This window comes from Flavobacterium terrae (genome assembly GCF_900142035.1).
Lineage (GTDB): Bacteria > Bacteroidota > Bacteroidia > Flavobacteriales > Flavobacteriaceae > Flavobacterium > Flavobacterium terrae.
On record NZ_FQZI01000002.1, the window covers coordinates 71,053 to 91,450 of the forward strand.

Consider the following 20,398-nt stretch of genomic DNA (forward strand, 5'->3'; position numbering starts at 1 on the left):
AAATCATTAAATCTCAAACTAAAACCATCTATTTAACCATAGATAGTTTAAAAATTCCAAACTTTTTTGTATTTTACAAGTTGTAATAAACAAATGATTTAAAAAACACAAGTTTATGCTTTTAACCGTTGGATCAGCAACAACTAATCTACAGCCTTTAATAAGTGATTTAGGTCTAATATTGATGACTGCAGGAATTGCTGTCCTTATTTTTAAAATCCTAAAGCAACCACTTGTTTTAGGTTATTTAATTGCTGGTTTTTTGGCTGGAAGTCATTTTGATTTTTTTCCATCTATAAAAGATGTTCACAGCATTGAAGTTTGGGCAGAAATTGGTATTGTTTTTTTACTATTCAGTCTTGGTTTAGAATTTAGTTTCAAAAAATTAGTCAAAGTTGGAGGTACAGCATCAATAACAGCAACTTCGCAAATTATTTTCATGGTATTTGCGGGTTTTACAGCTGGTCAGTTAATGAGTTGGAAAATCATGGATAGTATTTTCCTAGGAGTTATGCTTTCAATATCATCAACTACTATCATACTCAAAACTTTTGACGAGTTAGGAGTTAAAGCTCAAAAATTTGCAGGTAATGTAATAGGAGCTTTAATAGTCCAAGACATATTAGCCATTTTAATGATGGTACTACTCTCTACCATCGCAGTTAGTCAACAATTTTCAGGCAGTGAATTATTTTTGTCGGTATTAAAACTTATTTTCTTTCTTACGATTTGGTTTGTGGCTGGAATCTTTTTTGTACCCACCTTACTAAAAAAAACAAAGCATCTCCTTTCTGACGAAATGCTATTGATAGTATCACTAGCTCTTTGCTTATTAATGGTAATTCTAGCTTCAAATGTAGGGTTTTCTCCAGCTTTAGGTGCTTTTATTATGGGTTCAATTATTGCCGAAACCACACAAGCAGAACATATTGAGCATTTGGTAAAACCAGTAAAAGATTTATTTGGAGCCGTTTTTTTCGTTTCTGTAGGAATGTTAATCAATCCTGATACTTTAATTGAATATGCACTTCCAGTTGCACTACTTACTATAATCACAATTACAGGCCAATCCTTTAGTTCAACTGTTGGTTCATTATTAGCAGGTCAACCCTTAAAACAATCCGTTCAAACAGGTGTTAGTTTGTCTCAAATAGGTGAATTTTCTTTTATTATTGCCACCCTTGGAGCATCTTTACATGTTACAAGTGATTTTTTATACCCAATAATTGTAGCAGTTTCTGCTATAACTACTTTCACAACACCTTACATGGTTGCACTAGGCACACCATTAGCCATTTATTTAGAAAAAAAACTACCTCGAAAATGGGTAAAAAGTATTCAAGATTATAGTGCTAATGCAGATGCTATTAAAATCATGACCTCTTTACAAATAGCACTAAGAGCTTATTTATTCCAAATTATTTTACACTCAATAATCATAATTGCTATCATTTTACTATCTGGCAAATATCTTTTACCATTTGTTCAAGAAACTGAATTTGGCCATACCATAGCCGCTTTTATAACCCTTATTTTAGTATCTCCTTTCTTATGGGCCTTATCCTTAAGAAAAATTGCCACCGAAGCTGTTAACGAACTTTTTTCGACTAAAAAACAAAGAGGTCCTATAATGATCCTCATCTTTTTCAGAATTGGTTTAGGACTTTTCTTTATTGGCTTCATTGTAAATAATTTTTTCTCGCCAGCAACAGCTGTACTTTCATTAATTTTTGCAATTATTGCTTACTTCTCTTTTCCAAAAAGATTACAGAAGCGTTACCTAACAATAGAACAACATTTTTTGAGCAATTTTAACGAAAGAGAAATAAGTAAAACCAAACACCTCAGAAAAGATTTAACTCCTTGGGATGGGCATATGGCAACTTTTGATATTGCTCCTTCTTCAAATATTATTGGAAAAACTCTTAACGAACTTCGCATTCGAGAAAAAACAGGAATTAACATTGCATTCATCAAAAGAGGAGAAATTACTATTAACATGCCTAGCAGAAATGAACGTTTATTCCCAAAAGACGAAGTATGTGTTATTGGCACCGATACACAGGTGAAAAAATTCAAAAAATATCTTAATCAAAACGAAATAGAACCGCCTGAAGAGTCTGAACAGACAGATATAGTTTTACAACATTTAAAATTGAAAAACCTAGAATATATAGGAAAAAGCATTCGAGAATCTAAAATTAGAGAAAAAACAAACGGCTTAGTTGTTGGTATAGAAAGAGACGGAAAACGCATTCTTAATCCAGAGTCACATTTAATACTTGAAGAAAACGATATATTATGGGTAGTAGGTGATAAAAAATTATTATCTAGTATAATTCAAAACTAAAAAAAGGGATACATTTTTGAAATGTATCCCTTAACTATTTTAAATATATTTTATCTAGAATAATTTGGTGCTTCTTTGGTAATTGTCACATTATGCGGATGACTTTCGCTAATTCCACTTGAAGTGATTCTAACAAACTTTCCTTTTTCTTGTAAATCATCAATAGTGGCAGAACCACAATATCCCATACCTGCTCTAAGACCTCCTATAAATTGCAACATGCTTTCGTTTAACTCCCCTTTATAAGGAACACGACCTACTATACCTTCTGGAACTAATTTTTTCACATCGTCCTCAACATCTTGGAAATATCTGTCTTTTGATCCTTCTTTCATCGCTTCAACAGAACCCATTCCTCGGTATGATTTGAATTTTCTTCCTTCGAAAATTATAGTTTCTCCAGGAGACTCTTTAGTTCCCGCTAATAATGATCCCAACATTACACAATTGGCTCCTGCTGCAATTGCTTTAGGAATATCCCCTGTATAACGGATACCACCATCTGCAATTACTGGAACGTCAGTACCTTTCAAAGCTGCTGCAACTTCTAATACTGCCGAGAATTGTGGAAAACCAACACCTGCAACAACACGAGTAGTACAAATAGAACCTGGACCAATACCTACTTTAACAGCATCGGCACCATTTTGAGCTAAATATAAAGCAGCTTCTGCTGTAGCTATATTTCCAACAACTACATCTAAGTCAGGAAATTTATTTTTAACTTGTTTTAAAACGTCAACCACACCTTTAGTATGTCCGTGGGCAGTATCTATAATTACCGCATCAACACCAGCATTTACTAAAGCTTCTGCTCTTTCAACAGCATCTGCCGTAACTCCTAATGCTGCAGCTACTCTTAAACGACCAAACTTATCTTTGTTAGCGTTAGGTTTTTGAGTCAGTTTTGTGATATCTCTAAAGGTAATTAATCCAACTAACTTGTAATCAGCGTTTACAACTGGTAGTTTTTCAATTTTATTGCCTTGCAAAATTTCTTCGGCTTTTGCCAAATTTGTACCTTCTGGTGCAGTTATTAAATTTTGTGAAGTCATTACTTCTGTAATAACTCTATCATTATCTTTTTCGAAACGCAAATCTCTATTGGTAACAATTCCTTTTAAAATACCATTTTCATCAACCACAGGAATTCCCCCAATTCCATACTCTTGCATAGCTTTTTTAGCATCTGCCACAATAGCATTTAAAGGCAATGTAACTGGATCGAGTATCATTCCGCTTTCAGCACGTTTTACCTTACGAACCTCAGCAGCTTGCTTTTTAATAGACATGTTTTTATGCAATACCCCAATACCTCCTTCTTGAGCCATAGCAATAGCCATAGCACTTTCGGTAACTGTATCCATAGCAGCTGATACAATGGGAACATTCAATGAAATATTTTTTGAAAATTTTGTTTTGATACTTACTTCTCTAGGAAGAACTTCAGAATAATTTGGAACCAGTAGGACATCATCGTAAGTTAAACCTTCTCCGACAATTTTAGATGCATGTGCGTTCATGTTGCAATTTGTAGTTGTAGTTAAATTGCATGCAAATATAATACAATTATCTCTTCTAATAAAATGGTTTTAACTTAACTTTTAAAAACTAACACATAAACATCTAAAGAATGGTCTTTATTTTAATTTATAGCTTTAAAAGGCTATAAATTATAATTATAGCTAAAATAAGCTATAAATAATACTTATATCCAAAAAAAGCTATAGATTTGTATCAAATGAATAGAAGATGAAAAAGAAAATTGTTTTATCAGGAGATATAATTGCTTCAACTAGTTTAAGTATTGAAGAAAAAAACTCATTAGAAAAAAAACTAAACGAATTAATTTCTATTTTAGTTGAGAATTTTCCTATATATGGAAGAATAATTAAAGGTGATTACCTAGAAGTAGTTGTAGAAAATCCAGAAGATGCTTTACTTATTACTTTATTAATTAAAAGCTTTATAAAATCAGCTATTGATGATCAAGACAATAGTAGCAACCGATATAAAAAGTTTAAAAACTACGGTATAAGGATTGCAATGGGTTTTGGAGAATTAACCCGATATGACAAACAAAAAGGGATAATTGACGGGAATGCCATTTATTATTCGGGAAGAAAGATTAATGAAGAAACATCAACATACAACAAACAAAGAATAGTAATAAAAAATACATTGTTTTTCATTTCAGATAATGATAAACTAGACCAAATGATGGATACATTATTAAGCTTGTTAGATATTTTAATTGGAAATGCAACTGCTAAACAAAGTGAAATTTTATTTTTACGCTTATTAGGGAGTAGTGAAAAAGAAATTTCAATACAATTAAACATAAAACAACCTACTGTAAACAAACAACTTACAAGCGTAGGATGGAATGCAATAGACAAGTCTGTTACTTATTTTAAAACAATAATAAAGGATTACGAATAATGAATGTAAACTTATTAATACTACAATTTATAGGACATCTTTTAGGAGATTACATCTTTCAAACCGATGCAAGTGCCAAAGAGAAAAACGAAAATGGTTTTAAGAGTAAATTCATTTTTAAACACACTTTAATAACTTTTATTAGTTCGTTGGTTTTATCTTTTGATTTTAACTTCACCTTATGCTCTTTAGGCATAGCAGCATCTCATCTAATCATTGATGGATTAAAACACAAATTAAACAAAGGAAGATTTTCCTTTTTTATTGACCAAACGCTACACATTGTAATGATAGTATTGTTCGTATGGATGTTTGAACTGTATTTTAAAGAAAATCCTTTATTAAAAATCACCAATACTAAATTACTACTAATCATAACTGGTTATTTGATTTGCTTAAAACCAGCCAATATTTTTATACGCGAGGTTTTAGTTGTTGCCAAAATAGAAAGTATTTCAGATACTACAACAGAATTAAAAAATGCAGGAAAAGTGATAGGTATTCTTGAAAGAATATTAGTCCTGACATTTGTTATTATAGGAAAACTAGAAATTATAGGCTTTATGATAGCTGCAAAATCGATACTTCGATACAAAGATACCAACACCATAAAAACAGAATATGTTTTAATAGGAACTATGCTTAGTTTTGGAATAGCAATGCTAGCTGGTTTACTTATCGAACGTTTTTAATGATAAACCGTAAAAATTTTTAGCGCTTCATTATAGGCACTTTCAAAACTCATTGCACTTAAATTAGTGTCAGCTTTTTGAGAAGTAAAGTACGACAACAATTTTTCTGTAGGCATGTTACCCGTTAGCTTATCTGTAGCCATAGGACAACCTCCAAAACCTTGAATAGCACCATCAAAACGAAGACAACCCGCTTTATAAGCAGCATCCACTTTTTCATACCATTTGTCTGGTGTAGTATGCAAATGTGCTCCAAACTCAATGTCTGGATACTTCGGGATTAAATTAGAAAACAAATAATCAATAACTTCAGGAGTAGAACTACCAACAGTATCAGAAAGTGATAAGATTTTCACTCCCATAGAAGCTAACTTTTCTGTCCACTCACCTACTATATCAACATTCCATGGATCTCCGTATGGATTTCCAAAACCCATCGAAATATAAGTAACTACCTCCTTATTATTCTTATCTGCAATATTTAAAATTTCCTGAAGGGTAACTAAAGATTCTGCGATAGTCTTATGCGTGTTACGCATTTGAAAATTTTCGGAAATAGAAAAAGGAAAACCCAAGTATTTAATTTCTGGATGCACTGATGCGTTTTCTGCACCTTGCGTATTTGCAATAATGGCCAAAAGTTTACTTTCTGTTTTAGACAAATCTAATTTAGACAGAACTTCGGCGGTGTCCTGCATTTGAGGAATCGCTTTTGCCGAAACAAAACTTCCAAAATCGATAGTATCAAAACCTACACGCAATAACGATTGAATGTATTGTACTTTTTTATCTGTTGGTATAAAATCCTTAATACCTTGCATGGCATCACGTGGACATTCAATAAGCTTGATTTTTTCGGCATTCATAGCTCAAAAATATAACTATTTAAGCGTTTTCTAAAATCTTTTTATTAATTGCCTTAACAAGAGCTGGTCCTTCATATATAAATCCAGTATACAATTGAACCAAACTGGCACCTGCTTCTAGTTTTTCGATAGCATCTTCGGGTGTGTGAATACCTCCAACTCCAATGATTGGAAAAGCCTTGTTACTTTTTTCAGCTAAAAAACGAATAACTTCTGTAGAACGTTTTGTCAAAGGTTTTCCAGATAAACCTCCTGCTTCAATCTTATTAATTGATTGTAAACCATCTCTAGATATTGTAGTATTTGTAGCAATGACACCTGCAATTTTAGAGTCTTTTACAATTTCAATAATATCTAATAGTTGCTCGTTTGTTAAATCTGGTGCAATTTTTAATAAAATTGGTTTTTGTTTGGGTTTCTGCCCTTCGACATCGCTCAGGGTAACACCTTTTTTAATGTTTAATTCTTGCAAAACCATCAAAAGTTTTGTCAAGGGCTCTTTATCCTGTAATTCACGCAAACCTGGAGTATTAGGCGAACTTACATTCACTACAAAATAATCTACATGATCATACAAGGCCTCAAAACAAATTTCATAATCCTTGACAGCTTCATCGTTTGGAGTAACTTTATTTTTCCCAATGTTGCCACCAATGAGTACATCGTTATTCTTTTTTAAACGTTCAACCGCTTCTAAAACCCCTCCATTATTAAACCCCATTCGATTCACAATTGCTGAATCTTCTAATAAACGAAACAAACGTTTCTTAGGATTTCCTTCTTGTGCTTTGGGTGTTAATGTCCCAATTTCAATAAACCCAAAACCAAAATTTGATAATTCGTTGTAAAGCTTGGCATCTTTATCAAACCCCGCAGCAAGACCTACTGGATTTTTAAATTTAAGTCCAAATATTTCTCGTTCTAAACGTTTGTCATCAATATGATACATAGAACGTATTGCTGACGAAACACCTGGTATTTTATTAATAAAACGAATACATGAAAATGAAAAATGATGTATTTTTTCTGGATCAAATCCAAAAAGAATGGGTCTAATTAGTGATTTATACATAGATAGTTAGTGTTGTGGTGCAAAAATAGGAAATTGAATACAGATATAAGAATGGAAATATCAATATATTTGTAAATCTAATTATTTTATAAAATGCAACATATAACAGACCGTTTTATCAGTTATGTAACTGTAGATACAGAAGCCGATCCAAATTCGAATACAACTCCTAGTTCTGCTAAGCAATGGGATTTAGCCAATAAATTAGTCGAAGAATTAAAAGCTATAGGATTACAAGATGTAAGTATAGACGACAAAGCATACATTCAAGCCACTTTACCAAGCAATATTGATGAAAAAGTGCCAACTATAGGTTTTATTTCTCATTTTGATACTACACCCGATTTTACTGGTGCCAATGTTAAACCTCAAATTGTTCCAAATTATGATGGGGGTGATATTATCTTAAACAAAGAAAAGAATATTGTTTTATCTCCAAGTTATTTTGAAGATCTATTGTTGTATAAAGGACAAACTTTAATTACAACCGACGGAACTACTTTATTAGGTGCCGATGACAAAGCAGGAATTACAGAGATTGTAACTGCTATGGAATATTTAATTAAAAATCCTCAAATCAAGCACGGAACGATCAAAGTGGGTTTCACACCTGATGAAGAAATAGGCCGTGGTGCCGACTTTTTTGATGTAGAAAAATTTGGATGCGATTGGGCTTATACTATGGATGGAAGCCAAATAGGCGAATTAGAATATGAAAATTTTAATGCCGCTGGTGTAAAATTAAAATTTAAAGGAAAGAGTGTTCACCCTGGATATGCTAAGGGCAAAATGATTAACTCGATGCTTTTAGCTACTAAATACATTGCTAAATTACCTAAAAAAGAAGTTCCTGAGCGTACAAAAGATTACCAAGGATTCTTTCATGTAGTACATTTAGACGGAAGTATTGAAGAGACTAACGTACAATTAATTATACGTGACCACAATCGTAAAAAGTTTGAAAAACGCAAAAAATTAGTGCAAAAAATTGCGGATAAATTCAATGCAAAATACGCTAAACAATTTGGTGAAGATATTGTTGAAATTGAAGTAAAAGACCAATACTATAATATGCGTGAAAAAGTAGAACCAATGATGCACATTGTAGACATTGCAGAAAAAGCAATGAAAAACTTGGGAATCAAACCAATCATAAAACCTATTCGTGGTGGTACTGATGGTTCACGATTATCGTACATGGGGTTACCATGTCCTAATATTTTTGCAGGTGGACATAATTTCCATGGTAAATACGAATACGTTCCCGTAGAAAGTATGCAAAAAGCAGTAGATGTTATTGTAGAAATTGCACAAATTGTAGCAAAGCAGAAATAATTTTAAACATCAACAATTCCAATTACAAACGAATACAAATGTTTATAATCGTTTGTAATTGGAAGTTTCGCCAATTTATGAGTTAGTGGCAATTTCCACCTAAATCCTTAAATAAAGACGAATCAATATGAATAATAATCATATTACAGACATTAAAAACTATATTAATTATATAACTTCAAAAGATACATTTGAGAATCAAGATGATATCCGAAGTATAACTTTACACGCATTTTATCAAGTAACACAAAGCTTTCTTTATTCATATATATTATCTACAAACATTGAAGATATTAACTATTGTAAAAACAACTTCTCTCCTGACATAGATTCTGAAGACTTACCAACTCTTCTTCATAATTATCATGGTTTTATTGTAAATGCCTTTTTTATTAATTCGTTTGTTCATGTAGAAAATCATATTAGGCAAATTGGTTTACATTATGAAAAGAAAATTGAAGATATTAACGAAACATCTATAACTAAAACTTTTAGAAACTTGATGAATAAAAATAAAACCATACATTTTCAAAAAATTAGCGAAGATGATTTTAAACTTTTTGAATTTTATTGTTTCATAAGAAACACAATGCATAATGTTGGATTTCATACAAAGCCTGACAAAAAAATTATAATTGAAGATAAAAATTCAATACTAAATAGAAACCGTATAGAAATCGAATTAATAGAAAATTCCTCAAATTCTATTTCATTCGACACCATATTTTTTATTCAAGAACAAATAACAAAGCTTGTTTTGAAAATTAATTCTTTAATTCCAAAATCGGATATAATTAAGCATCGTTTTTACGACATTGGGTTTAATGATTAAAACTGCTGCTAACAGGCGTTTGGCAAGATTACGAATTTTGTAGTAAATTCACGTTTACATTTCGCAAGAAATTTTATCTTTAACAGAAAATAATCGGTTCCGAAGCTCGCAACCTCGTTAAGCGACCATCACGTTATGCACAATGTTAGTTGACGACAAAATAATATGACTCAAGAACTATTTTTTCATAAAGTTGAAAGCCATTTACGTAACGAAAATTGCTCTGAATCTACAATCAGTCTATACTTATCAGGTATTAAACGCTTTGTTGAATTTTGTGGCAAAGAAGATGTAATGCTAATTAATTCAGTAGACTTAGCAAGGTTTTCTAAATCACTTTTTAAAAATAAAAGCCCAAAAAATGGAACACTAAGACCGCTTAAATACGGAATAAATTGCGGTTTTAACGTTGTTCTAAATAATAGTTTAGATGTAAATTTAATACCAACTCCTAAGCCTATTAGAATTCAAAAAGAATATTTTACAAAAAAAGAAATTGCAAATTTCTTTTTAGGAATTAATAATCTTAAGCACAAAACACTTTTCCAGTTTATGTACGCAACTGGATTAGACGTTAACGACATTATAAACTTAAAAATTACTGACATTAACAGTAAGAAAAAAATAATAACGATTCGTGATAACAAAACCAATGTTAAACGAATTACTTTTCTACCTGCTTCAATTCTCAAAATTTTAAGAGATTACTATTCTGTCTACAAACCCAAGATTTACTTATTTGAAGGTCAAACGGAAGGAAATCCAATTTCTGATAGAACTATTCAGCATACTTTTAGAATTAGTTTAGCTAAACAAAATTTCAATAAAAAACTTACGACAAGATCAATCAAAAACTCATATGTAAAACATTTGACTGAAGATGGTATTCCGTTAACTAGTATTCTTGAACAATTACAAATTAAAAATCCTGAAACGGTAAAATTATATAATGACTTATGTTTTCCTCCAAAAAAACACAACTCGAGCCCATTTGATACAATTTTTTTAGAAAAACAAGAATTTGATTTTTTTGACACAACAGATTTGGAATATATACTTTCAAAAGTTACAGACCAAGAAGAAAGGGATTATTTAAACGAAGGAATTAAATGTTTCAAAGCAAATGCATTAAGAGCTGGTGTAATCTTCCTTTGGAATGCATCTATTTATAAAATTCAGAAAATGTGTTTGACACAATCTCTAGGATTTGTAAATACTGAACTAAAAAAAATCTATCCTAAAGCAAAAGACATTAAAGTAATTGATGATTTTGGTTATATAAAAGATGAGTATTTATTAGAACTTGCTTGCAAACTAAAACTAATTGACAAGACAACAAAAGAAGAATTAAAAAACACATGTCTTGACCTTAGAAACAAATGTGGACATCCAGGAAAATATAAACCAAAAGGGCAAAAAATAAAAGCTTTTGTTGAAGACATTATTGAAATACTATACTGAGAAAACACTGTGCATAACAGCGGTTTCGCGCAATAGCTCGTTAGCATTGCGCCGGAATCCTAACGGATTACTGAAACCTTGTTTTACTCATACTATTTTTTCTTAAATTGCCACTACTGCAAGAAGTCGCGGGACTTTAGTTGTAATTAAAAAAATGGTAACAAATTTCAAAATTAGTCGTCTAATTTCAAAAAAATTAAATGCGTACTATATTATTCTTAATTCTCTCAATTACTTCTATAGCTTCTTTTTCTCAAGGCTCCATATTAGATTCTACTAAAAGCGACACTTTATTTATTATTAAGAAAAATCCAGAAAAAGGATTTTTTCATGACTATATTTTATTTATTCCAAAAGAGACACCCATAAACAAAAAAACATATCTGCTGGTAGAACCAAATAACACAGGTAGACCTACTGACAGTATAGAAGTCCATAAAAATTATGCTATTGATTTAGCATCGGTAAGTTCTGTAGGAAATAATGTTTCAACAATGCTAAAAATACCTTTACTTGTTCCTGTTTTTCCTAGACCAGCTGCACAAGAACTAATGTACACTCATGCTTTAGATAGAGATGTAATGCTGGAAAAATCTATTGAATTACAAAGATTAGACCTACAATTGTTAGCAATGATTACTGATGCTAAAGTGGTCTTAAACAATATGGGCATTAAAGTTGACTCAAAAGTATTTATGAATGGGTTTTCTGCATCTGCTACGTTTACTAATCGTTTTTCTTTTATTCATCCTCAAGCAATAAAAGCTTTAGCCATTGGTGGATTTAATGGTGAACTGATGCTTCCTCAAAATAAAATTAATGGTATAAAATTAAATTACCCCATTGGCCTGAACGACTTCACTGATATATTTGACAAAAAATTTGATGTTGATTCGTATAAAAAAATTCCGCAGTTTATCTATATGGGAAAATTAGATGAAAATGATGCTGTTCAGTTTGACGATGCGTATAATGAAAATGAACGACAAATAATTAATAGTTATATAGGAAAACAAGTACATGAAAGATATTTAAAATGTCAAGAACTATATGTGAAAAAAAATATTTCTCCCATTTTTAAAACCTATGAAAATGTTGGCCATTGGACAACTTCAGACATGAATCTTGAAGTGATAAAATTCTTTTTTAATCAAATGAAATAAAACAAAATTACTCAACCCTTCAATTTAAATCAATTCCCTAAATTATAACCAACTTAAATGAAATGATAAGAGAGTTTACAAGAACAATGTATCAGGATAAAAACGTAGTTATTGGTTTTGGAGATCAGAAAGACTCATAAAATATGTAGGAAAAGAATTTTAAAAAAAAAGGATTCAAGAATGAAGAAATTTGGGGTTATCTATTGATAAAAATGGGCTTGTTTGGGTTGGATTGGTTTGAGGGAGTAAATTTTCTCAGTTCAAAACCTAAAATGAACTAACAATAAACGTTATTCAAAGTATTTTTAATGGAGAAAAATTCATTGACACTAAACAAAAAGAGTCTTAGACAAAATAATTCCAATTCAATAGATCCTTCTAGTTTTTGTTGCTGAAAATCTAAAATCTACTATCTTTATAACTAATCATCTAAATAACGTTTAGTATGCACAAGACATGAAATGACTATTTAATCTCAATACCAAATTAAGTAAAGGAAATGAATCATAAAATTTCACATATCTCGATCGTAGTTGATGATTATGATAAAGCAATTGAATTTTATACAAAAAAGTTGCGTTTTGTTTTAATGGAAGACACAATTATTGATAAAACTAAACGTTGGGTAAAAATTGCTCCTGATAAAAAATCAGAATTCAGCTTGTTGCTTGCTAAAGCATCAAACAAAATACAAAAAACAAGAGTTGGGAACCAGACTGGTGGAAGAGTATTTTTATTCTTGAATACAAATGATTTTGAAAAAGATTATGAGAACTTGTTAAATGAAAATGTAAAAATTATACGTAAACCAAAAATTGAAGCTTATGGAAAAGTTTTAGTTTTTGAAGATTGTTATGGAAATTTGTGGGACTTGATTGAACCTTTTGAAGAAATCGAAGAAAAATTCTACTTGACTGAAATTTTAAGAGTTATTAAAAAACAAAATATTGAAGTGACAAAGAATGCACTAATAGAATTGCAAAAACATACAAAAAATGAAAGTGGGAATGTAACTTTTGAAATTCAACAATCAATAGAAAATGAAAATGAATTCATAATTTGGAAATGTTTTAAAAATAAATCAGAGTTTAAAAAACATCTTGATTCTAAACATCTAAACGATTTTATGAAATTAAATTTAGTTAAATTCATAAAGGAGTATACTACCAAAGAAGCATAGAAATTCACTTTTTCTATGAAATTTTAAGTTTGTTTTAGAAAAATAGGTTGACTGAACAAAATAAACACTACTGGAAACCACTCTCTGTTAATTTTCAATACCACTAAAATTAAATTTACAAATAAAGAAATACATTGTATTTGGAATACATTTTTATACATAATTCATTTAGCCTATTTTAGCGGTTTAAAATATAATCTATAATGCATTATTTAATTTTTTTACTTGCCTTAACAGGACTTTTAATTTCTTCAAACTACTTTACTAATTCTGCAGAAGCTATTGGGAAATATTTAAAACTGCCTTCTTTTGTTGTTGGAGTTTTTATAGTAGGTATTGGAACCTCATTACCAGAACTAATCTCTGGGATACTTTCTGTAAATAAAGGTTCTTCTGAAATTTTATCAGGAAATATTATTGGTGCAAATATTTCAAATATTCTTCTTATTACTGGTCTTGCTGTAGTTATAAACAAGAAAAATATTTCTTTAAAAAGTGGCTACATGTATATAGACTTAAACTACCTAATTGGAAGTTTTTTATTCTTTTACATGATAGCTTATGATGGTAAAATGGATGCTCCAGAATCATTTTTTGGATTATTAATGTTCATTGTATACAGTATTTATCTTATTAAGGGTGAAACTAAAAGCAAAGAAGATGTAAAAATAAAAACCGAAAAATTCCCTACTATTTCCTTAGTAATTTTGTTGCTATCTGCAATAGGTATCTATTTTGGGGCTGATTATACTATTATTTCTCTTGAAAAAATAGCCACTGATTTATCAATACCAAAATCCATCGTTGCACTAACATTACTTTCCCTTGGAACTACTCTACCAGAACTAGCTGTCAATATAAGTGCTATTAAAAATGGAAAAGCTGAAATGGCGATTGGGAACGTTTTAGGTTCATCCATTTTTAACACTCTAGTAATTCCTGCTATAGCATCATTTTTTGGAACAATTGCAGTTACAGATAATTTGATTCATTTTTCTTTGCCTGTAATGGCTGCTTGTGGTCTTTTGTTTTATTTACTTACTCAAGATAAGAAAATTTCAGTATGGGAAGGGCTTTTGTTTATATGCTTATATTCACTTTTCATTTTTAAAACCGCAACATTTTAGTTTATTAAAATTTCGCTTAATTTTGAATTAGAATACTAAATATGAATATAAAACTAATAGCAATAGGAAAAACCGATAATAAAAATCTTCAATCTTTGATTGATGATTATATGAAAAGACTTTCCTTTTACATCAAGTTTGAAATGGAAATTATTCCAGATATCAAAAATGTAAAAAACTTAAGTGAATCACAACAAAAAGATAAAGAAGGCGAATTAATTTTATCAAAACTAACAAATACTGATCAACTTATCCTTTTAGATGAAAATGGAAAAAATTTTTCAAGTGTAGGTTTTAGTGAAGAGTTACAAAAAAAAATGAACTCTGGAATTAAAACTTTAGTTTTTGTTATTGGAGGTCCATATGGTTTTAGTGATGAAGTTTACAAAAAAGCTCAAGGAAAAATCTCATTATCCGCTATGACATTTTCGCATCAAATGGTCCGCTTGTTTTTTATAGAACAATTATATCGTGGATTTACTATATTAAGAAATGAGCCATATCATCATCAATAGCTACTTTCTTTTATAGAAATGAGGGTTTTCCAAAGGTCCCTTTCTGAAAATTTTTCTGTAGCTACTTCTTAAAAAATTATCAAGTTTTAATAAATTATCAACTAAACTATTTTCTACTCTATCTCTAAAAGTGGTGACATGATAGGTGTCAGATTCTCTTAAAGGGTTTTCGGAAAAGTAGTAATTTGAAACACAACATCTCATTGCATCTGAATTTACCTTTGAAACAGAATGCATAGAATCGTTATGAGTAGCCATAATTACAAGTCTGTTAAATTTACTTTCAATTAATACAGGTAATCCATTTATACCTTCTGGCCACAATTCAAGATGACCTCCGTTTTCAAAATTCCAATCAGGGGAAACATAATACAAAACATTCAAAATGCGCCATCTTTTTCTATCCTTATCATGAGAATTATCAAGATGTGGACTTAAAAAATGACCTTTATCCATCATAGATATTCCACCAGCATAAAGTTTATCATCAGGAAATAAATTTTTCAAAGAACATATTTCGGATATTGCTTTTACAACTCTTTCGTCCTGAAAAGCATAAATACATTCTTCAAGAATAACGTTATGCTTATTCATTTGAGCAGATACATATTTGAATTCTTTTAATGACCTTTTTAAAACCATAGCTTCTGCCTCGGGGAAGGCTTTGAAAATTTCTAAAGCAATAGTTTCAGGCAGTAAATTATCTAAATAAAAATGGCCTATTTTAGATTTTGATTCTTTGAAGTCTGAAATAAGTTTGTCCTTATTTTTCTCTAATGAATTCAAAATGTATGTTGCCAACTCTGAACGATTCATTCAAAAAATCTTTTTAGCAAATATACTATATTGTAAGGGTGATTTTAAATAATATTAAATAAATTGCAACAAGTTTATTTTTATGATTTCAATCTTAATTCCTGTTTACAATTATAACATTTCATCGCTATTAGATAAAATTAATAGTGAAATAACACTCAATAATATAAGCTGTGAAGTTATTGTTATTGATGATTGCTCTACGCAATTAGAAACATCAAAAATCAACAAAGAGAATTGTGCAAAATACAGTTATGAATATCTAAAAAACGAATCAAATAAAGGTAGAACCATTTCAAGAAAAATATTAGCTAACAAAGCTAATTTTGATTGGTTATTGTTTTTAGATTCAGATGTTTTACCTTGTGATATTAATTTTATTCAAAATTATTTAAATGAAATTAACAAAGATGTTGAAGTTGTAATAGGAGGAATAAAATATGAACGAAAAGACATCGATAGTTCCACGATTTTTAGATACAAATATGGTATAAATCGAGAAGAGAAAACATCAACGGAAAGGAATAAGAAGGTTTATTCTTCCATTTTTTCAGGCAATTTGTTTATCAAAAAAAATATTTTTTTGACCAATAACTATAATGGTGAAAAGAACATTTATGGCTTGGACAATTATTTTTCCTACAATCTCTTTATAAATAAATCTAAGGTTTTGCATATTGATAATCCAACTTATCATTTGGGCTTAGAATCAAATGAAGATTTCTTTAACAAATCTATTTCTTCACTTGAAACACGTATTGAATTATTAAAAAACAAACCTTTAATAGAAAAAACAGACTCAATTATCAAAGCATATAAATTTTGCGTTAAATACAATATTAACATTATCGCTAATATTATTTTTAAAATGACTGGCCCATTTTTAAAAAAACTAGTAATTTCTAACAACCCCAATTTATTAGCTTTTGATTTATATCGTTTGGGTTATATCTGTAAATTAAAATAACATGCCTTTTTTTTCAATCATAATTCCACTGTATAACAAAGATAAGTTCATTCAAAATACACTTAAAAGTGTTTTAAGTCAATCTTTCTCTGATTTTGAAATCATCATTGTGAATGACGGTTCGACTGATAGTAGTGAAGAAAAGGTCTTAAATTTTGAGGATCCAAGAATAGAATACTTTTATAAAGAAAATGAAGGTGTTTCAAAAGCTAGAAATTTTGGAATAGAAAAAGCTACCTCAAATTATATTTGCTTTTTAGATGCTGATGATTATTGGTATTCAACTTTTTTGACTGAGTTTCACAAAACAATTAAAAATTATCCTGAACAAAAAATTTTCTCATGTGCTATTGAAATTCAAACTTCAAAAACAAAATATCCAGCTATTTATTCTATTGATATTGAAAAGAGTGAACAATTAGTAAATTATTTTGAAGCTAGCTTAAAACAATCTATAATATGTACATCAGGCATAATAATACATAAGTCAGTTTTTGAAAAAACTGAGGGTTTTAATCAGAAACTTAAAACTGGTGAAGACACTGATCTTTGGATTAGGATTGGACTACATTATCCCATATTATTCATTAATAAAATTTTAGTTTGCTATATTTTTGACGAAAAAGGATTATCAAGACAACAAAAAAACTTTGAGAGAAGCTTAAACTATTCTGACTTTTCAGAATTAGAAAAAAGTGACCCTAAATTAAAAACATTTTTAGACTACAACCGATTTTCTGATGCAATTAAGGCTAAAATTTATGGAAATAAAAAACATTTCTATTTGATGTATTCACAAATAAACGAGAAAAATCTACCTTTAAAAAAGAGAATCTTGTTAAAGTTTCCTTCATTTATACTAAAAACATTGATTAAATTGCAAAAAGTATTTAACTCAAAATCATTTTTTAAATAATCTGAATTCTTTATATTCTCGAATATAATCAGATTCTTTATACTCTCCAGACGATAATACTAAACATACAGAACCTGATGAAAAATTTTCAAGTTCACGCCATATTCCAGTTGGAATTAACAGGCCTTGATTGGGTCTGTTTAAAGTAACTGTTATTTTACTTTTTCCATCTTTTAAGATAACATCAAAACTACCACTCAATGAAATTAAAAACTCCTGTTGTTTAATGTGTGCATGACCTCCTCTTTTGGATCCACTTGGAACATCAAACAAGTAATACACTCTTTTAAATTCAAATGGGACAGTATTTCCTTCTATTACAGAAAGATTCCCTCTCCTATCAGCAATTTTAGGTATTTCAATAATCTGTATATTATCTATTGTGTTTTTATTCATTTTCTAAAATGTCTTGCCAATTTTTACTTACGCACTCCAAAGATAAGTGCTTTATGGTTTCTTTAGCATTTGCTTTACAATTTTGATATAATACCTCATCATTAATCATTCTATCCATAGCTTGAGCCAGTTTTTCGGAATCATGATTTTCAACTAACAACCCATTAACTTCATTAATGATAATTTCTGCAGGTCCAGATTTACAATTAACTGAAACTACTGGTGTATTCAATGCTAATGATTCTAAAAGTACTGTAGGGAAACCTTCATAATTACTTGACAACACTGTAAAGATAGCATTTTTAACATAAGGAAAAGGGTTAGTTTTTTTATCAAAAAACAAAATTGATTCAGATAGTTTCAGACTACTAACCAGATTCTTTAAATATTGCTTATCCTTTCCATCACCTAAAATAAGTAGTTGAATTCCTTTTTCTGACAAACTAGATTTTGCATAACTATTAATTAATAATGACAAGTTTTTAACTTCATCATCCAATCTACCGTAAACTAAAATATAATTTCCTTGAATCTGATATTCTTCTGAGAAGTGACTAATTTTATCAAAATCTATCGGATTGTATAAAACACAAGTGTTTTTATAACTATATTGTTTCTTAACTTGTTGTTCTATTTCCTTAGAGACACAAACGAATAATTTAGATTTTGTATATAATCTCTTTGCGATCCATTTTATTCTAGGAAAATATAACGCAACTTTATAACTATGGACTATAAAAATAACTTTAGAAACATTATATAAAAATAGATTGAATAGTATTTCAGTTACCGTTTTTGTTCTTGTTCTGTTGTCTATTATGAGTTCAAAATTCTGTTCTTTTAAATATTTCTTTAAAACAAAAAAACGATTAATTTTCCCAAAAACAGAATCATTTTTCTCCTTCAGAAAACCCATATTGAATAACTCACCCTGATATTCAAACTCAATATTGTTCAAAACAGTAACAATATGGACTTCATACTCTAAGTTTACAAGAATTTTTGATAGTGTTGCTACAAATCTTTCGGCTCCACCATTTGCTAATGAAGTAGTTACTAATAAAACCTTCTTTTTTGTTTTTTTGATAGTCATCTAAAAAAAATGTAGATATATTTGACAAATATAACAATATATGAAAATACTATTAGTAGGAGAATACAGTCGTTTGCACAATTCGTTAAAAGAAGGATTGTTAACATTAGGACACAAAGTATATTTAAATGGACTAAACGACGGCTTTAAAAATTATCCTATTGATTTTGAAATAAAACGAAAATGGAATTCAGGATTGTTAAGAAAACTAAAAATCCTTATTAATAAAGTTTCTGGTTTTGACATTTCATCATATTTAACATATCTTCAGGTTAAAAATAACTTGTCAAAATTTAGTGGATTCGATATAGTTCAATTAATCAATGAAAATAGTTTTTTGTGTCAACCCAAACATGAAAAAAAAATTATTAACCTTCTAAAAAATAATAACAAAAAAATATTCTTGCTTTCTTGTGGAGATGACTATTCATCAGTAAAATATTATTTTGAAAATAGAAATCAATCATCAATTTTGACTCCTTTTTTAGAAGAAAAAGTAAATAAGAAAGAATATTCTCCAGTATTAAAATATTTAGAAAAAGACTATAAAAATCTTCATGACTTTCTATTCAAAAAAATAGAAGGTGTAATTGCAAGCGATTTAGATTATCATTTTCCATTACTAAACAATCCAAAATATATTGGATTAGTTCCAAATCCTATTAATTCAGATAAAATTGAATTTATTAAAAATTCAATAAATAATAAAATCATAATCTTTCTAGGTATCAACATTAACACTTATACAAAAAAAGGGATTGACTATTTTGAGAAAGCCTTAGAAATTATCAAAGTCAAATATTCCCAAAAAATCGAAATAATTATTACAAAAAATATCCCTTATGCCGATTATATAAATCATTATAATAACTGCCATATACTTTTAGATCAAGTTTATGCTAAAGACCAAGGATATAACGCACTAGAGGCTATGGCAAAAGGGAAAGTGGTTTTTACAGGAGCTGGATATGACTTCATGAAGCATTACAATCTTAAAGAAAGAGTGGCAATACATGCTAAAGATGATGTTGAATATTTAGTTAATGAACTTAGTTTTTTAATTGAAAATCCTAATGAGATAATTAGGATTCAAAAAAATGCTAGGTTATTTATTGAGAAGGAGCATAATTATATTATAACAGCATCTAATTACTTAAAGTTTTGGGGAAATTAAT

General features: G+C 29.4%; 19 protein-coding genes. 13 read left to right on the plus strand and 6 right to left on the minus strand.

Features of this window, described 5'->3' with window-relative positions:
* Positions 1 to 115 precede the first annotated feature (115 nt).
* Positions 116 to 2,350, plus strand: coding sequence for a cation:proton antiporter domain-containing protein (locus tag BUC09_RS04585; protein WP_073309160.1), 2,235 nt, complete (start codon positions 116 to 118; stop codon positions 2,348 to 2,350).
* Between the two features lie 50 nt (positions 2,351 to 2,400).
* Here BUC09_RS04585 and guaB read toward each other — a convergent pair whose 3' ends face one another.
* A complete protein-coding gene (gene guaB / locus BUC09_RS04590) occupies positions 2,401 to 3,873 on the minus strand; it encodes an IMP dehydrogenase (RefSeq protein ID WP_073309162.1) in 1,473 nt (490 codons plus the stop codon).
* A gap of 229 nt (positions 3,874 to 4,102) precedes the next feature.
* On the opposite strand from guaB, the gene BUC09_RS04595 reads away from it, so the two are divergent.
* Entirely contained in the window at positions 4,103 to 4,792 is a 690-nt protein-coding gene (locus tag BUC09_RS04595) for a fumarate hydratase (protein ID WP_073309163.1), read from the plus strand.
* Positions 4,792 to 5,484: a DUF3307 domain-containing protein gene (locus tag BUC09_RS04600; protein ID WP_073309165.1), complete on the plus strand. Its 693-nt coding sequence runs from the start codon at positions 4,792 to 4,794 to the stop codon at positions 5,482 to 5,484. Before BUC09_RS04595 ends, BUC09_RS04600 begins: the two co-directional genes overlap by 1 nt.
* On the opposite strand, the gene BUC09_RS04605 is transcribed toward BUC09_RS04600, so the two are convergent.
* The gene (locus BUC09_RS04605) at positions 5,481 to 6,350 is read right to left on the minus strand and encodes a hydroxymethylglutaryl-CoA lyase (RefSeq protein WP_073309167.1); all 870 of its coding nucleotides are present in this window, start codon (positions 6,348 to 6,350) and stop codon (positions 5,481 to 5,483) included. The two genes, BUC09_RS04600 and BUC09_RS04605, sit on opposite strands and share 4 nt — an antisense overlap.
* Positions 6,351 to 6,369: 19 nt before the next feature.
* Entirely contained in the window at positions 6,370 to 7,422 is a 1,053-nt protein-coding gene (locus tag BUC09_RS04610; RefSeq protein ID WP_073309168.1) for a quinone-dependent dihydroorotate dehydrogenase, read from the minus strand.
* 93 nt (positions 7,423 to 7,515) lie between these two features.
* On the opposite strand from BUC09_RS04610, the gene pepT reads away from it, so the two are divergent.
* The 7 genes from pepT (at position 7,516) to rlmH (ending at position 15,035) form a co-directional block, all read left to right on the plus strand.
* Positions 7,516 to 8,757: a peptidase T gene (gene pepT / locus BUC09_RS04615; protein WP_073309170.1), complete on the plus strand. Its 1,242-nt coding sequence runs from the start codon at positions 7,516 to 7,518 to the stop codon at positions 8,755 to 8,757.
* Between the two features lie 127 nt (positions 8,758 to 8,884).
* Positions 8,885 to 9,589 carry a hypothetical protein gene (locus BUC09_RS04620; RefSeq protein ID WP_073309172.1) on the plus strand — a complete coding sequence of 235 codons (705 nt, stop codon included), beginning with the start codon at positions 8,885 to 8,887 and terminating at the stop codon, positions 9,587 to 9,589.
* A gap of 165 nt (positions 9,590 to 9,754) precedes the next feature.
* Positions 9,755 to 11,050: a tyrosine-type recombinase/integrase gene (locus BUC09_RS04625; protein WP_073309174.1), complete on the plus strand. Its 1,296-nt coding sequence runs from the start codon at positions 9,755 to 9,757 to the stop codon at positions 11,048 to 11,050.
* A 200-nt stretch (positions 11,051 to 11,250) separates the two neighbouring features.
* Positions 11,251 to 12,213: a hypothetical protein gene (locus BUC09_RS04630; RefSeq protein WP_084127101.1), complete on the plus strand. Its 963-nt coding sequence runs from the start codon at positions 11,251 to 11,253 to the stop codon at positions 12,211 to 12,213.
* Between the two features lie 499 nt (positions 12,214 to 12,712).
* A complete protein-coding gene (locus tag BUC09_RS04635; RefSeq protein ID WP_073309176.1) occupies positions 12,713 to 13,393 on the plus strand; it encodes a VOC family protein in 681 nt (226 codons plus the stop codon).
* A gap of 203 nt (positions 13,394 to 13,596) precedes the next feature.
* A complete protein-coding gene (locus BUC09_RS04640; protein ID WP_073309178.1) occupies positions 13,597 to 14,520 on the plus strand; it encodes a sodium:calcium antiporter in 924 nt (307 codons plus the stop codon).
* 41 nt (positions 14,521 to 14,561) lie between these two features.
* A complete protein-coding gene (gene rlmH, locus BUC09_RS04645; RefSeq protein ID WP_073309180.1) occupies positions 14,562 to 15,035 on the plus strand; it encodes a 23S rRNA (pseudouridine(1915)-N(3))-methyltransferase RlmH in 474 nt (157 codons plus the stop codon).
* On the opposite strand, the gene BUC09_RS04650 is transcribed toward rlmH, so the two are convergent.
* The gene (locus BUC09_RS04650) at positions 15,036 to 15,851 is read right to left on the minus strand and encodes a 2OG-Fe(II) oxygenase (protein WP_073309181.1); all 816 of its coding nucleotides are present in this window, start codon (positions 15,849 to 15,851) and stop codon (positions 15,036 to 15,038) included. It lies immediately after the preceding gene.
* An 82-nt stretch (positions 15,852 to 15,933) separates the two neighbouring features.
* Between BUC09_RS04650 and BUC09_RS04655 the strand changes: the two genes are divergently transcribed.
* The gene (locus BUC09_RS04655; RefSeq protein ID WP_073309183.1) at positions 15,934 to 16,818 is read left to right on the plus strand and encodes a glycosyltransferase family 2 protein; all 885 of its coding nucleotides are present in this window, start codon (positions 15,934 to 15,936) and stop codon (positions 16,816 to 16,818) included.
* A gap of 1 nt (position 16,819) precedes the next feature.
* Complete coding sequence (locus BUC09_RS04660; protein ID WP_073309185.1) at positions 16,820 to 17,734, plus strand: glycosyltransferase family 2 protein; 915 nt, start codon at positions 16,820 to 16,822, stop codon at positions 17,732 to 17,734.
* On the opposite strand, the gene BUC09_RS04665 is transcribed toward BUC09_RS04660, so the two are convergent.
* Both BUC09_RS04665 and BUC09_RS04670 read right to left on the minus strand, forming a co-directional pair.
* Entirely contained in the window at positions 17,720 to 18,130 is a 411-nt protein-coding gene (locus tag BUC09_RS04665; protein WP_073309187.1) for a sugar 3,4-ketoisomerase, read from the minus strand. The two genes, BUC09_RS04660 and BUC09_RS04665, sit on opposite strands and share 15 nt — an antisense overlap.
* Positions 18,123 to 19,223: a glycosyltransferase gene (locus BUC09_RS04670; protein WP_084127103.1), complete on the minus strand. Its 1,101-nt coding sequence runs from the start codon at positions 19,221 to 19,223 to the stop codon at positions 18,123 to 18,125. Before BUC09_RS04670 ends, BUC09_RS04665 begins: the two co-directional genes overlap by 8 nt.
* A gap of 40 nt (positions 19,224 to 19,263) precedes the next feature.
* Between BUC09_RS04670 and BUC09_RS04675 the strand changes: the two genes are divergently transcribed.
* Positions 19,264 to 20,397: a glycosyltransferase gene (locus tag BUC09_RS04675; RefSeq protein WP_073309189.1), complete on the plus strand. Its 1,134-nt coding sequence runs from the start codon at positions 19,264 to 19,266 to the stop codon at positions 20,395 to 20,397.
* Position 20,398 lies beyond the last annotated feature (1 nt).

Bases quoted from the DNA above. Each gene is read 5' to 3' on its own strand.
- BUC09_RS04585 (WP_073309160.1), top strand. From the start codon at position 116: ATGCTTTTAACCGTTGGATCAGCAACAACTAATCTACAGCCTTTAATA.
- guaB (WP_073309162.1), bottom strand. From the start codon at position 3,873: ATGAACGCACATGCATCTAAAATTGTCGGAGAAGGTTTAACTTACGAT.
- BUC09_RS04595 (WP_073309163.1), top strand. From the start codon at position 4,103: ATGAAAAAGAAAATTGTTTTATCAGGAGATATAATTGCTTCAACTAGT.
- BUC09_RS04600 (WP_073309165.1), top strand. From the start codon at position 4,792: ATGAATGTAAACTTATTAATACTACAATTTATAGGACATCTTTTAGGA.
- BUC09_RS04605 (WP_073309167.1), bottom strand. From the start codon at position 6,350: ATGAATGCCGAAAAAATCAAGCTTATTGAATGTCCACGTGATGCCATG.
- BUC09_RS04610 (WP_073309168.1), bottom strand. From the start codon at position 7,422: ATGTATAAATCACTAATTAGACCCATTCTTTTTGGATTTGATCCAGAA.
- pepT (WP_073309170.1), top strand. From the start codon at position 7,516: ATGCAACATATAACAGACCGTTTTATCAGTTATGTAACTGTAGATACA.
- BUC09_RS04620 (WP_073309172.1), top strand. From the start codon at position 8,885: ATGAATAATAATCATATTACAGACATTAAAAACTATATTAATTATATA.
- BUC09_RS04625 (WP_073309174.1), top strand. From the start codon at position 9,755: ATGACTCAAGAACTATTTTTTCATAAAGTTGAAAGCCATTTACGTAAC.
- BUC09_RS04630 (WP_084127101.1), top strand. From the start codon at position 11,251: ATGCGTACTATATTATTCTTAATTCTCTCAATTACTTCTATAGCTTCT.
- BUC09_RS04635 (WP_073309176.1), top strand. From the start codon at position 12,713: ATGAATCATAAAATTTCACATATCTCGATCGTAGTTGATGATTATGAT.
- BUC09_RS04640 (WP_073309178.1), top strand. From the start codon at position 13,597: ATGCATTATTTAATTTTTTTACTTGCCTTAACAGGACTTTTAATTTCT.
- rlmH (WP_073309180.1), top strand. From the start codon at position 14,562: ATGAATATAAAACTAATAGCAATAGGAAAAACCGATAATAAAAATCTT.
- BUC09_RS04650 (WP_073309181.1), bottom strand. From the start codon at position 15,851: ATGAATCGTTCAGAGTTGGCAACATACATTTTGAATTCATTAGAGAAA.
- BUC09_RS04655 (WP_073309183.1), top strand. From the start codon at position 15,934: ATGATTTCAATCTTAATTCCTGTTTACAATTATAACATTTCATCGCTA.
- BUC09_RS04660 (WP_073309185.1), top strand. From the start codon at position 16,820: ATGCCTTTTTTTTCAATCATAATTCCACTGTATAACAAAGATAAGTTC.
- BUC09_RS04665 (WP_073309187.1), bottom strand. From the start codon at position 18,130: ATGAATAAAAACACAATAGATAATATACAGATTATTGAAATACCTAAA.
- BUC09_RS04670 (WP_084127103.1), bottom strand. From the start codon at position 19,223: ATGACTATCAAAAAAACAAAAAAGAAGGTTTTATTAGTAACTACTTCA.
- BUC09_RS04675 (WP_073309189.1), top strand. From the start codon at position 19,264: ATGAAAATACTATTAGTAGGAGAATACAGTCGTTTGCACAATTCGTTA.